This window comes from Phyllobacterium myrsinacearum, from assembly GCF_014138285.1.
In the GTDB taxonomy this organism is placed as follows: Bacteria; Pseudomonadota; Alphaproteobacteria; order Rhizobiales; family Rhizobiaceae; genus Phyllobacterium; species Phyllobacterium myrsinacearum_A.
On sequence record NZ_JACGXN010000003.1, the window covers coordinates 456,136 to 468,660 of the forward strand.

General features: G+C 54.2%; 12 protein-coding genes. 4 read left to right on the top strand and 8 right to left on the bottom strand.

The window, feature by feature from the left end; genetic code table 11:
- Window positions 1–414: 414 nt before the first annotated feature.
- Window positions 415–750, top strand: coding sequence for a helix-turn-helix domain-containing protein (locus tag FHW16_RS14450; protein ID WP_182549887.1), 336 nt, complete (start codon window positions 415–417; stop codon window positions 748–750).
- Complete coding sequence (locus FHW16_RS14455; protein WP_182549979.1) at window positions 743–1,990, top strand: HipA domain-containing protein; 1,248 nt, start codon at window positions 743–745, stop codon at window positions 1,988–1,990. The genes FHW16_RS14450 and FHW16_RS14455 overlap by 8 nt, the downstream gene beginning before the upstream one ends.
- Window positions 1,991–2,305: 315 nt before the next feature.
- On the opposite strand, the gene FHW16_RS14460 is transcribed toward FHW16_RS14455, so the two are convergent.
- The 8 genes from FHW16_RS14460 to FHW16_RS14495 form a co-directional block, all read right to left on the bottom strand.
- A complete protein-coding gene (locus FHW16_RS14460) occupies window positions 2,306–2,584 on the bottom strand; it encodes a helix-turn-helix transcriptional regulator (protein ID WP_182549888.1) in 279 nt (92 codons plus the stop codon).
- A gap of 17 nt (window positions 2,585–2,601) precedes the next feature.
- Window positions 2,602–3,924 (bottom strand): type II toxin-antitoxin system HipA family toxin, encoded by a 1,323-nt coding sequence (locus FHW16_RS14465; protein WP_182549889.1) that lies wholly within the window; start codon window positions 3,922–3,924, stop codon window positions 2,602–2,604.
- A 635-nt stretch (window positions 3,925–4,559) separates the two neighbouring features.
- Window positions 4,560–5,450 (bottom strand): helix-turn-helix domain-containing protein, encoded by an 891-nt coding sequence (locus FHW16_RS14470; protein ID WP_182549890.1) that lies wholly within the window; start codon window positions 5,448–5,450, stop codon window positions 4,560–4,562.
- A gap of 25 nt (window positions 5,451–5,475) precedes the next feature.
- On the bottom strand, window positions 5,476–6,570 hold the full coding sequence (locus FHW16_RS14475) for an ABC transporter ATP-binding protein (protein WP_182549891.1): 1,095 nt from the start codon (window positions 6,568–6,570) through the stop codon (window positions 5,476–5,478).
- A complete protein-coding gene (locus FHW16_RS14480; RefSeq protein ID WP_182549892.1) occupies window positions 6,570–7,616 on the bottom strand; it encodes an NAD(P)-dependent alcohol dehydrogenase in 1,047 nt (348 codons plus the stop codon). Before FHW16_RS14480 ends, FHW16_RS14475 begins: the two co-directional genes overlap by 1 nt.
- Window positions 7,617–7,621: 5 nt before the next feature.
- Window positions 7,622–8,437, bottom strand: a complete 816-nt coding sequence (locus tag FHW16_RS14485) for a carbohydrate ABC transporter permease (protein WP_182549893.1) — start codon at window positions 8,435–8,437, stop codon at window positions 7,622–7,624.
- On the bottom strand, window positions 8,428–9,297 hold the full coding sequence (locus FHW16_RS14490) for a carbohydrate ABC transporter permease (RefSeq protein WP_182549894.1): 870 nt from the start codon (window positions 9,295–9,297) through the stop codon (window positions 8,428–8,430). Before FHW16_RS14490 ends, FHW16_RS14485 begins: the two co-directional genes overlap by 10 nt.
- Window positions 9,298–9,399: 102 nt before the next feature.
- Window positions 9,400–10,665 (bottom strand): ABC transporter substrate-binding protein, encoded by a 1,266-nt coding sequence (locus FHW16_RS14495; RefSeq protein WP_182549895.1) that lies wholly within the window; start codon window positions 10,663–10,665, stop codon window positions 9,400–9,402.
- Window positions 10,666–11,474: 809 nt separating this feature from the next.
- Here FHW16_RS14495 and FHW16_RS14500 point away from each other — a divergent pair.
- Window positions 11,475–11,738, top strand: a complete 264-nt coding sequence (locus tag FHW16_RS14500; RefSeq protein WP_182549896.1) for an antitoxin — start codon at window positions 11,475–11,477, stop codon at window positions 11,736–11,738.
- Window positions 11,735–12,139 carry a type II toxin-antitoxin system VapC family toxin gene (locus tag FHW16_RS14505; RefSeq protein WP_182549897.1) on the top strand — a complete coding sequence of 135 codons (405 nt, stop codon included), beginning with the start codon at window positions 11,735–11,737 and terminating at the stop codon, window positions 12,137–12,139. Before FHW16_RS14500 ends, FHW16_RS14505 begins: the two co-directional genes overlap by 4 nt.
- The last annotated feature ends 386 nt before the right edge of the window (window positions 12,140–12,525 follow it).

Below are 12,525 nucleotides of genomic sequence, written 5' to 3' on the forward strand. Positions count from 1 at the left end.
TCTCACTGAAATTAGGTCAACGGCAAACCCGTTGCCTCGACATTCAATGACCGATGATATCCAAGCTTACCGATAGCCAAGCATGCGATGATTACATCGAAAATCGTCGCAGGACAATTCGCGGCGTCGTTTGGTGTCCAACCCAACTTGGGGGCGACAAGAACTGTTCCAAATCATACTGCAAGAGAACATAACCGAAATTGAAGCTAAAACGCCCCAGAATTCACTCATTTCGTCCAATTCATAGCAAAAACCACGCCCACTCAACTCATTGTAATCATTTTCATATCTGACTAGCGTATAATTTGGAACAGTTCTCGCCGCCCCTCAACGGGATGACCACCGCGCGATAGGCTAGGAAAATTGTAATCTTCGTGCTACATATCTCGCCAATCGGTAGTGCGAAGGTTTCAAATGCCTACACCACATAACCCTCCCGCCGCTGTGCGGCGCATCCTGCGCAAGCTCGGTGCAGACATCCACGATGCGCGTCGGCGTCGACGGCTTCCAATGTCTGTCGTCGCAGAGCGCGCCTTCACGTCCCGCTCGACCTTGCAAAAGGTCGAGGCTGGGGACACCAATGTCAGTATCGGCATTTATGCGGGCGTCCTTCAGGCGCTCGGTCTGCTCGATGGTCTGGGCCAGATCGCCGACATCGGCAACGACCCGGTCGGACAAGCGCTGGCCAGCGCGGAACTGCCGAAGCATGTCCATCTCAAGCGAACAGCCGGATCATCTAGCGGTGGCTGATTTCGAGATACATATCGACCGGGACGGCCGCACGCGTCCTATCGGCCTGGCGAGGAGCAATCGCGTCCGAGGCACGCAGACTATCCTTTTCGAATATGATGCCGGGTGGCTCGCCGATCCAGACCGGTTCTCGCTTGAGCCTGCCCTTGCCCTGACCCGCGGTGCCTTCGCCCCTCCTGCCGGACTGACGACTTTCGGCTCCATCGGAGATTCAGCGCCCGACACATGGGGGCGCCGTCTTATGCAACGGGCCGAGCGCCGTCTTGCCGAACGTGAAGGCCGCGCCGTTCGCACCCTTGCGGAAAGCGATTACCTGCTCGGCGTCGCCGACGAGACCCGCCTGGGTGCCCTCAGATTCCGCTGGGCAGGCGAAGAGATGTTCCAGGCTCCTATCCGCGCCGGCGTCCCAGCCCTGATCGAACTCGGGCGGTTGCTCCAGATCACCGAACGGATCCTCCGGGACGAGGAAACGGACGAGGACCTTCAACTCATCTTTGCCCCCGGCTCTTCCCTCGGCGGTGCCCGGCCGAAAGCCTCGGTCATCGACCAGCACGGACACCTCTCCATCGCCAAGTTTCCGAAGGAGACGGACGACTACAGCATGGAGACATGGGAGGAGATCGCGCTGCGGCTGGCCGAGCAGTCCGGCATTACCACGCCGCACCATGAGCTGATCAAGGTCGCTGACAAGGCGGTGATGCTGTCCCGACGCTTCGATCGTTCCGGCGCAATCCGCATTCCTTTCCTGTCAGCGATGGCGATGATGGGCGCCAGGGACGGTGAGCGCGGCAGCTACCCTGAGATCGTCGACGCTCTTACACAACATGGCGCGCAGGGGAAGACCGACGCCCATGCGCTCTATCGGCGGGTCGTCTTCAACGTGCTGATTTCCAATGTCGATGATCACCTGCGCAACCATGGCTTCCTTTGGCTCGGCAAGGCGGGATGGTCCCTTTCTCCCGCCTATGACCTGAACCCCGTGCCCACCGATCTCAAGGCGCGTGTGCTGACGACGAACATCGACCTCGACGAAGGCACCTGCTCGCTCGACCTGCTTGAGGCGGCTTCGGAGTTCTTCGGCCTCACGCTTCCACAGGCCCGCGCGATCATCAAAGAGGTAGCGACCGTTACTGCGACGTGGCGAGAGACCGCCAAGGCGACCGGCGCCCGTTCCGCCGAGATCACCCGGATGGCCAGCGCCTTCGAGCACGATGATCTAAAACGGGCATTGGCGTTATAAAGGCAGCGACAAGATCGCTGACTCAATTCGCGGATCGGCTGAGAGGGATCGATTCAGATTTGCAAAACTTAGGGTCGGCTATTCCAAGCTGGTTCGCAGGGGACGAATATCTGCGCGCCTGCACCTTGCCGATACGGGGGTCTTTATCTTCCGACTTCGCTTCGAGGACGATCAGCGGCTTGCCGTCCTTGTCCAGCAATAGGAAATCGATGAAACCTTTCGGGCTTTTTTCAAAGTCCGCGCCGAGGCTTTCGACGTATTCAGGCTTTAGCTTGACGTTCGGCTCATCAATGCGGCCAGATTAAAATTCAGCCTTCATTGCGCCTTTGGAACAAACCCCACACCAAATCCGAACAATCGGCCAATCTTCGCTAAGGTTTCGAGCGTTGGGTTCGCTGTGCCGGCTTCAATCTCAGCAACCTGGCGCCTGGTAAGCGATAGCGTCCTGGCGAACTCATCTTGAGTCAAACCAAACCCCTTACGGATCTCCGCAACCGCTTCGGGCAGCCTTAAATCGCCGTTTCGCGCACGCTCGGCCAGTGTTCGCCGGTTTTCAAGAATCTCTTCTTTCGTGGGTTTCTTCCAGCGGGCCATTTAGCTGTCCTCCGGCATCACTGGCACGCCGCCAGAACGCTATCCGCGATTTCCATGCAGCGTCCCATTGCACGCTCCAGAATTTCCGGAGACGCACCCATGTCCTTCCCCTTATCTGGTGCATGCTGCAGGTGTTCGGCGAACGTGCAAAGCGCAAACGCTACAGCTTTCTGCTCTGCAGGATCAGGCATCAGCTCAGCGCAAATGCGCTTCCAATCGGGAAGATGATCGCGACCATCGTCACGCATCGTCGCCCATCGGGTAGAGCGAACGATACCCTCTTTGGCGAGCCGCATTGGTGCGAAATCAAAGAGCGGAGATAGACGAATCATGCCGTTCTGGTGCTTGCTGAGAGCCGAATTTCGGCCGTGATTGTCGGGATTGCCGAGCGCCAGGTTGGCGATATCGCGTTTAAGGTATTCAACAATGTCCACGAAGGGATCAGCCGAAGACTGGCGCAGAACGTCGATATAGGCCTCATGTGTGCCGACATGGCCGAAATCGGCAACGCCGATCGCGGACACGAGGCTTTCCTGGCCCAGCCGGACGGCTCCGCCGCCTTCGCTCTTCTTCCGGTCGAAGCGGGGAATGATCAGGACGCCTTCGGCATAGGTCGACGGTTCGCTGACCTTCAGACCGATCTCTTGAGCGATCCGCGAATAGAGGGCTTCGCCTTCGAGAATCAGGCGGTCCACGGGCTCATTGCTGCGTACCAGCTTGACGATGACGTGGCGCACAGCCTCATCGTCGGTCACGAAGCTGTCAGGATAATAGAGCCCGTCATTCGCCTGGGTCATAGAGACCTTCGGCCATTCTCCTTGCAGGCCGCCGGAGCCGGAGGCAAGCATTCCAAAGCGATCGGCGACTTCCATGAAGCGATCCGACCGCTCAAGGATTTCCGCTTCTGTAACCCCTTGGCGCTGTACACCACGCAGCCGTTCCGTTTCGGCCTCTTCCGCTTCTTTGATCCGGATATTGCCTATGCCGCCCGTCGCCGATCGCAGAAGCAGCGGGAGATCGGAAGCGCGAGAGCCTTCAGCGAGCCCGAGGTGGTCGGCAAGCTTTCGCCTTGCATGTCCCTGGGGCATAAGATCCAAGAGGAACGGAGGCCAGTTGCGGCTATATCGATTTTCGAGATCAACGGGATAACGGACTGACAAGGCGCGATGGTCGCGGACCGTCTTTCCGGCCGCAAACTCCGCCGATGCCACAGTGACGAAATAGTCGAGATCGTAATCGGTGATGGACGCGCCCTGGAAGCCGGCCACGTCGTCCTTGAGTTCTAGCGTCGCGGCGTGATGCCACTCACCATTAAAATGGATTTGGAGCGTGAGGCGCATTAATTGACCCTTTTAATGGATCAATTAATGCATTTTTTTAAGTTATTCAACCCATCAAAGTGGGTTGAATAATTTTCGTCAGAATCGCCAGCTACCGAAACGGCGGAGTGTCGCACTGCGCTTTACCATGAGACAGCATTTGAGGTCTTTTGACGTCATTTCAACACGTTAGCGTTGTAGTTAAAATGAGATGCTCTAGTTAAACTGAGATTTTTAGACTCGTAGTGTACTTAAATTGTGATTTCTGTTCTATCATATTCCCATTCACGCGGCGACCCGTCGATAAAGTTGAATTATCCATTTAATGTTTAAGTTCAGAGGTTTAACACAGATGAACCAGTCTCCATTTTGCAGCAGATCTGAGATTCTTGACCGATAAGTCTGATGTTTAACTACAACAACGTTGATCCAATGCCGCATTCTTACGGTTAAGTACAATGCGACACCCGGATCTCTTTGCAATCAACGAGAAGGTGACACCAGAGACGTTTCTACTTTGCAGAAACAGGACACTTTAACTTTGAGGCGCCACAACGTGTTCACAGTACGGATTTTCATGGAACCGGCCGGCCCTCTCCCCAATCGACGCCATCCCGATTGCTCTAGATGAAGCCATATGAATACGTTCGGCGAGTTTAAATACTGTTCGCCCGCGAGCCACCTGCCAACTTTCTGTAGCTGGACGGTGTCAGGCCGCATTCCCGTTTAAAATGCCGGTTAAAGTTGGATATATTCTTGTAACCGACGTTGAAACAGATCGACGTGATCGGCTCACTTTGCTCATTGATCATGTTGCAGGCCCTGCCAATACGCAGTTTGTGAACATAATCGATAAAATTTTTGCCCGTGGTTTTCTTGAAATAACGTGAAAAGGTTGACGGTGTCATTTCTGCGAGATCTGCCGCAATCGACATTCGCACATCGTCATTGATATTGCCGAGAATATAGGCTGTGACGCGCTGCATGATGGCAGCGCTGCTGGCATCGAGATTGGGGGCATAATCATGGCTGGAGAGAACGATTTTCTCGTCAGTTTCGGCCATCAGCGAGATCAGTTCGAAGAAGAGTGCCAAGCGCTGCAAACCCTGCACTTCACCTATCCGCCGCATCAGATCAATGCCCTGCTCTTCGGCACTGCCGTAAAACTGCAAGCCCCGTAAAGCCTGCTCCAGAAGCAAGCGTGGGGCAGCCATCTCAGGCATGATGCCTGCTGCCTGTGCAAAGATTTGCGGATCGAACTGCAGGACGATATCGCGCCCAGACAGGATTTCATTGCCGAAATTTGTACTAACCCATTCGTGTGGAAGATTGGAACCGACAAGGCACAGATTGCCGGGCTGGAAATCACCGATATAGTCGCCGACAAATGCCGTCCCGCTTGATTGCGTGATGAGGTGGATTTCATATTCCGGATGATAGTTCCAACAGGCAAGCCGATAGGGATAATCATGCGTAAACCAGCGGAATGATTGTCCAGGATCACAAAGGATGTGTTCCAGCTCAGCACTTTTTGCAGCTCCGATCACACCCGCTTCTCCCTCATCTGACCTATTAGGACGGCTTGCAGATCAATGACAGCTCGCTCTCCCGGTCAAAGATATGAATATGCTTTTCATTGACCGTCAACCGGCAAGACTGCTTGATTTGCGGAGACGTACCGGCATCCAGCAGCGCACCGATTTCCACTGTCCCGAGAGCAAAATTGACCAGCGTCTCATTCCCCAGATACTCGATGAGATCGACGACACCTGCAATGATATTGTTATCGCGGTTTTCGCCAGCAGGTTCGAGATGTGCTGGCCGGATACCCACAGTGACAGTTTGTCCGGCCTGCAGATCGTACCGGACCTTTTGCACGACCAGCCGCGTTTCGCCACTCGTCAGAACGAAATTCCCGCCCTGCGATGAAACAACCATATCGATGAAATTCATCGAGGGCGTCCCAATGAAACTGGCAACAAATTTGGTGCGCGGATTCTCATAGATTTCCTTCGGGGTACCGAGTTGTTCGATGCGCCCGTCTTTCAGAAGCACGATACGGTCCGCCAGCGTCATCGCCTCCAGCTGATCATGCGTTACGTAGACAGTCGTCGTCTTCAGGGATTGATGCAAACGGGCAATTTCCACACGCATATGGTTGCGCAACTTGGCATCAAGATTGGACAGCGGTTCGTCGAACAGAAAAACTGCAGGTGTCTTGATCATGGCGCGGGCGATAGCCACCCGTTGCTGCTGACCACCCGACAGGGCTGCGGGTTTGCGCTCGAGATAAGTTTCGAGACCAAGCATTGAAGCGACGTCCCTCACCCGGCGGGCGATTTCCGCTTTGGCAACCTTCAGACGTTTAAGACCAAACGCAATATTGTCGAAAACAGTCATATGCGGATAAAGCGCGTAGTTCTGAAACACCATGGCGATGTCGCGATCACGCGGCGGCAGATCATTCACAACCTTGCCGGCGATGGTCAACTCACCGTCGGAAATTTCCTCCAATCCGGCCAGCATGCGCAGGATGGTGGATTTTCCGCAACCGGAAGGCCCGAGGAATACCACGAACTCGTTTTCCCGTACCGAAAGATCAAATTTGTGCACGACCTGATGATTGCCGTAGCGCTTGGTTATTTCCTTGCAAACGATCGCAGCCATCAGCGTGCATCCTTCCCGAGACGTATCTGCAGTTTTATGTCGCGCGGACGTCCTTCTGCCGCCCGTTCGAATGCTTGCACGCTGTCCCCGAATGCGTAGGTTTCGGTGATGAGCGGCTTCAGATCCACTTTGCCTGAGGCGACGAGCGCCAGCGCGCGATCATAGACATTGGCATAGCGGAACACGGTCTCGATACGCACTTCTCTCAATTGCGCCGATACAATATCAAGGCTAACCGGTTCCACCGGCATGCCGACAAAAACTGCCGTTCCTCCCGGGCGAATGAACTCAAAAATACCGTTGAATGCACTCGGGTGGCCGCTTGCCTCAAAGACGATATCGACGCCCCACTTGTCCGTACAGAGGCCAACAAAGGCACCCAGATCGTCCTCACGGCTGTTGATTGCAACAATACCGTCGTAGGAGGCAGCAATTGCCAGCTTTTGGTCCTGGATATCGGAAATGATGACGGTGCTACATCCGCCTGCAAGAGCGGCGAGCGCAACCATGATGCCGATTGGCCCTGCACCGATGACCAGGGCAACATCCCCGGGCGTCACCCGCGCTTTGGTCACCGCCTGCATGCCAACGGCAAAAGGCTCGATCATCGCACCTTCGGCGAAGCTGACATTATCCGGCAGTTTGAACGTCAGATTGGCGGGGTGAATAACGAGTGGCGTGAGGCAGCCATGCACGGGCGGCGTGGCCCAGAACACCACCTCCGGATCAAGGTTGTACAGGCCGAGCCGTGTCGCCCGCGACTTGTCATTGGCTATTCCAGGTTCCACGCACACCCGGTCACCCGGCTTGAGATGACGTACATTCGTGCCGGTTTCCACGACAACACCGGATGCTTCATGCCCCAGCACCATCGGCTGTTCCACCACGTAGGGTCCGATACGGCCGTGAGTGTAATAATGCACATCGCTTCCACAAATACCAACGGTTTCAATGGCAATCTTCACATCATCCGGCCTCAGATCGAGCGGAAGTTCGATATCGCGCAGCGATAAATGACGGGTCTTTTCCAGAACAAGAGCCTTCATGCCCCTTAGTCCTTTTTCTTGAGTGCTGAATTGATGAACCCGCTCATGACGCCAACAAAAATCAGGGGTGGCAAGGAGAGGACAATGACCGAAGCATTGAGAATGCCCCATGGCACATTGCGTCCAAGCAGGGTGAATTCCGAAGCAATGATCGGCAGGGTCTTGGCATCGGATGTGGTGAGCATCAGCGCGATGAGAAATTCATTCCATACCAGAATGAAGCTGAAGATCACTGCACCGATCAACGACTTTGCGGCCACGGGAAGAGCTACTTTGAAGAATACGGCATAGGGACCGTAGCCATCGACAATTGCTGCTTCTTCGATCTCCCTTGGCACCCGGCTGAAAGCCGGAATGGAAAGCCAGATGATCGTTGACATGGTGAGAAGCGTATAGGTGATAATCAATGCTGTTCGGGTGTCGTAAAGTCCCAAATCCAGCCAGATGGCGATAAGCGGTATTGCAACCGCCACAGGCGGCAGGAAACGCAGTGACAGGACAAAGAACTGGATGTCGTCTGAAAAGCGGTTGGGATAACGCGCAACCGCATAGGCCGCAGGAATGCCAAGCGCTGCCCCGATCAAGACTGACGAGCCCGCAATGACAATCGAATTGATCAGCCCGTGCTGGACGTTTTCACGTCCCAACACATAGATGTAATTATCGAGCGTTGGTGTGAAGAAAAACTTGGGCGTCGTCGAAACAATATCGACCAACTGCTTGAACGAGTTCAGGAATACCCAGAAAATCGGGAAAACGGCGATGATAACGAGGCCGGCGAGCACGAGCTTCGATACCGGTGATTTTGACTTTACTGCCATTTGCGCACCCATTTCCACAGAACGGTGAAAGCAATGATCGTGGCCACCATCATCAGCACAGCCATGCTGGAGGCATAGGAGATCTTGCCGGCTTCGACGAAGCCTTGCGAAAAGGCGTACATGTCGAGCGTTTCCGTCGCGATGCCCGGACCACCGCGGGTCATGACATAGATAAGGTCGAAAGCTCGCAGTGACTCGACCATCTTGACGAAGACGAGACTGATCAGCGGCGCGCCAAGCATGGGAATGCCGATATAAAAATGCACTTCCCAGGTTTTTGCATTGTCAAGCCGCGCTGCTTCAAACGGCTGCGGCGGCAGCGTTTGAAGCAGTTTCAGAATGATCACTGAAAAGAACAGTCCCCACTGCCACACATCGACAACCGCAACCGATGCCAGCGCGGTTGCAGGCAGAGACAGAAAATCAATGGGTGCGCCCGTCAGCAGTTTGATGGGATAATTGATCAGGCCAAACAGCGGATTGAACATGAATTTCCATACGAATGCCGCCGATACACGCGGCAGCATCACCGGAATAATGAACAGGATGGAAATGAGGTTTTGCATGCGCGGTGACGCTCTCTCGAAGAGGAAGATCGCCAACAACACTGCAACCAGCATGGTGGCAGTGACCGTTACCACTTCCCAGATCACCGATATCCATATGGCATTGATGAAACGCCGGTCACCGAACAGATCGATGAAGTTGGACAACCAGACATAGCTGCTGTTCGGGAAACTCAATTCCCGGTTTTGCAAGGCGATGTTCACCGCAGCGATAGTCGGCACAAACGCCAATATGGCGAGCACGATCAAGGGCGGTATGAGAAAAACCGCGGGAAGACTTGTTTTCCGTTTCATTCCGGCAATCCAATATTTAAACAATTGGTTGGAGGGCCTGGGGCTTCACACGGGTGATGATGCAAAGCCCCAGACAGCACGGCGGGGGGACGTCGCCGTGTTTCAGCGGCGGGCGATCAGCTTGTTGGCGTAGGCTTCAAGCTCATCAAGACCACCCTTGATGTCGGTGCGCGTGCCGGTGATCAGCTCTTCCAGGATAATACCCCAGCGATCACCAAGATCAGGCCAGTCGGCGTTGACCCAGAAATTGACATCCGTGTACTGCGCTGTTTCATTCAGCGCGCTGCCTATTTCCGCGCCGTATTTCTTTTTGAATGCATCGCTATTGATGACACTGGTGCGGTTGATATCGCCGAAAATGCCCTGCTCCAGCCGCCGCTCTTCATTTTGCTTGGATGTCGCCCAGGCGATGAAGGTGCCTGCGCACTTCCTTGCCGCCTCATCCGCATTGGCCTTTGCCCCAATGGCGAGGCCGTGGCCGTAGCCGCCGCCAACCAACGGACGCGGTGGAACAGTATAGCCCACCTTGCCCGCAACGGACGATTGCTTCGGATCTTCCGTCTGTCCCGCCAGCGGGCTCGACTCTATGATCATAGCCACGTTGCCGGAGTTGAATGCTTCAGTGACTTCCGTCCAACTCCCTGTCTGCGTGCCGGGCGCTGAATATTTGAAGAGCCGCAGATAGGTCTCCGTGGCCTTCATGGCGGCATCAGAGTTGAATGCGGGTTTGCCATCGACAAACCATTGTCCGCCGAACGCCTTGAAATAGGTCATCCAGCGCCAGACATTAGCGCCCGACCCGCGACCGCCGCGCAAGGCGGTGCCATAAAACCCCTTGGCCGGATCATTCAGCTTGGCAAGCGCCGCTTCGTATTCCTCCAATGTCTTGGGCGGTGTCATTCCGGCTGCTTGCAGAACGTCCTTGCGATAGTAGAGCAGATCACCGCCACCTTGGACCGGTGCGAAATATGCAACACCATTGTAGCTGGCAACCTTTTTGCGCCCCGCATCGAAATCGTCAAAGTTGACATCTGAGGGATAGTAATCGAGCAGCGGCACGATCCATTTTGATTCCGCAAAGAGTGCGACATTGGCTTCGTCAATGTAATAGACATTGTACTTGCCCGTCGTCGCTGCTTCCGCCCGGGATTTGGCACGGCGGTCGTTCTCATTCAGATAATCAAATTCGAATGATGCGCCCGAAAGCTTCTTGAATTCATCCTTGTAACTTTCAAGCAGGGTGAGACTGTCGCGTGGCTGTGCCAGAACCCGTACAGTGCTGGAGCAGATTTGCGCATTGGCAGAATTTGCAAAAATGAGCAGAGTGGCGCCGCCCAAAAGCGCAGCATAATAAGACTTAACTAGCATTGGTATTCCTCCCAAAATCCTTATTTCCAAGGATATGGCAGGTGTTTCTCCTCTCACCTGCTCAATCCGGACGCGAAAATTGACAGGGAAAAAGCGGAGCTGATAGCAGCAAATTTTCAAGAAACTTGTACGATTTTGCAGTTTTAGATTGTCAATCTTACGCACGCGTCGGCCCAAACGGTTCTTCCCCAATTTCTGTGGTTAACAGAGTGTTAGCGCCGAGATTGCTAACCAAGACGTTGATTGGAGTTTTGGACACGGCCAAGCTCAGTTTCTAGCGGGAGAGCTATGAACCCCTAAAGAAACGTACTGTCTAAACAGGGGCGTACCACCTTTGTATAACTTCGGAAGTCATGAAAAATAGATTGGTTGTACGTGCCGCAGATGCTTTGAAAAGCTTCGTTTGAAAATGCCCATAAGGGCCGATTTTCACCGATTTCGATTGTAGCGCAGATGTCTACAATACCCACGAAAGCTTGTAGTGAAATAACTATCCAATGGATTGCGTTACATTGAGTATCTTAGCGCTCGGGATACAGAGTGATACGGAGCAATTTCTGATGGTCAAGTTTGTGAGGCGAGTGCGTTCACGCTGAACTCACCTCGCATGTTTTCCAACCTGCGTATAAGGAGCGCGCCAGTGCATTGGAAAAAGCTACCCGCTACTTACGAGTGCTGCACGCGATAGGGGTTCTACCAACGGGCGCAGGCTTGGCGCCCGCATAGTGCATGAATGAGACCCTATAAGGGCACCTTGAAATAGGTCCACCCTCAGTGTATATGTTAATGTATATGCAAAGGAGATCGGGATGCCACAACACTTTGAGCAAGAGCCTCCACGTGAAGCCAAGCTTTTTCGCAACAACAAGAGCCAAGCCGTGCGTATCCCTGCCGACTTCGAGCTTCCCGGTGACCGGGTGATGATTCGCAGGGAAGGCGATCGGCTCATCCTTGAGCCGGTACACCGGGAGAACCTGCTGGAAGTTCTCGCAAAGCTGGAGCCGCTCGCGCCGGAAGATCAGTTTCCAGATATTGACGATACCCTGTTGCCGCTTAGGGATATCGTCCTTTGAAGAACCTCTACATGCTTGACACCAACATCGTTTCCGAGTTGGCCCGTAACCCGCACGGTGCTGTCACCAGGCGCATTGCGGAAGTTGGGCCAGACGCAATCTGCATAAGTATCATCACCGCCGCAGAACTACGTTACGGTTGTGCCAAGAAGGGATCACCGAGACTGCTTGCTCAGATCGAGGCAATCATTGGCAGCCTGCAGGTACTCGCGTTTGACGTGCCCGCTGACGCTCAATACGGAAGCATCCGTGCTGAGCTGGAAGCCGCTGGAAAGCCGATCGGCCCTAATGACCTTTTCATAGCGGCTCATGCCTATGCACAAGGAGCTGTTCTGGTGACGGCCAATACGGGAGAGTTCACGCGCATCCGGACGCTGCGGGTCGAGAATTGGCTGAACTAGGGCAAGTAGTAACGGCCACGCAGTAAGAGCGTTCGGAGAAGCCAAAAAGCCGAGATATTGTTGCGACCGCATGATGTACGACCGGAATTAAGTCTGTAAATTCATGGGGCGGCGACAAGAACTGTTCCAAATCATAGTGGACGCTTAATGTCCCTGAGAAGAGGCTTGGCAGATGACCGACGCGGTACTTTTGCCATGTGAACATTTCACGCGAAAAAGGTAAATGAGTCTAGCCTTGTCTTATGACTTTCCAGTCCGTTTGGTCCAGTAAGAGATGTCCGATCCGGGATGGCCATCCCGGATCGGACGGAAGGGGATGGATCGAAGTTGTCTCGGTCGTTGAGGACCGTCGATTAGTGTGATCACCCCTTTCTTTTCCATCAGGC

Coding starts and splice junctions, on each gene's coding strand:
- FHW16_RS14485 (WP_182549893.1), bottom strand. CDS start 8,437: ATGGCAGTAAAGTCAAAATCACCGGTATCGAAGCTCGTGCTCGCCGGC.
- FHW16_RS14465 (WP_182549889.1), bottom strand. CDS start 3,924: ATGCGCCTCACGCTCCAAATCCATTTTAATGGTGAGTGGCATCACGCC.
- FHW16_RS14490 (WP_182549894.1), bottom strand. CDS start 9,297: ATGAAACGGAAAACAAGTCTTCCCGCGGTTTTTCTCATACCGCCCTTG.
- FHW16_RS14500 (WP_182549896.1), top strand. CDS start 11,475: ATGCCACAACACTTTGAGCAAGAGCCTCCACGTGAAGCCAAGCTTTTT.
- FHW16_RS14475 (WP_182549891.1), bottom strand. CDS start 6,570: ATGGCTGCGATCGTTTGCAAGGAAATAACCAAGCGCTACGGCAATCAT.
- FHW16_RS14495 (WP_182549895.1), bottom strand. CDS start 10,665: ATGCTAGTTAAGTCTTATTATGCTGCGCTTTTGGGCGGCGCCACTCTG.
- FHW16_RS14460 (WP_182549888.1), bottom strand. CDS start 2,584: ATGGCCCGCTGGAAGAAACCCACGAAAGAAGAGATTCTTGAAAACCGG.
- FHW16_RS14450 (WP_182549887.1), top strand. CDS start 415: ATGCCTACACCACATAACCCTCCCGCCGCTGTGCGGCGCATCCTGCGC.
- FHW16_RS14480 (WP_182549892.1), bottom strand. CDS start 7,616: ATGAAGGCTCTTGTTCTGGAAAAGACCCGTCATTTATCGCTGCGCGAT.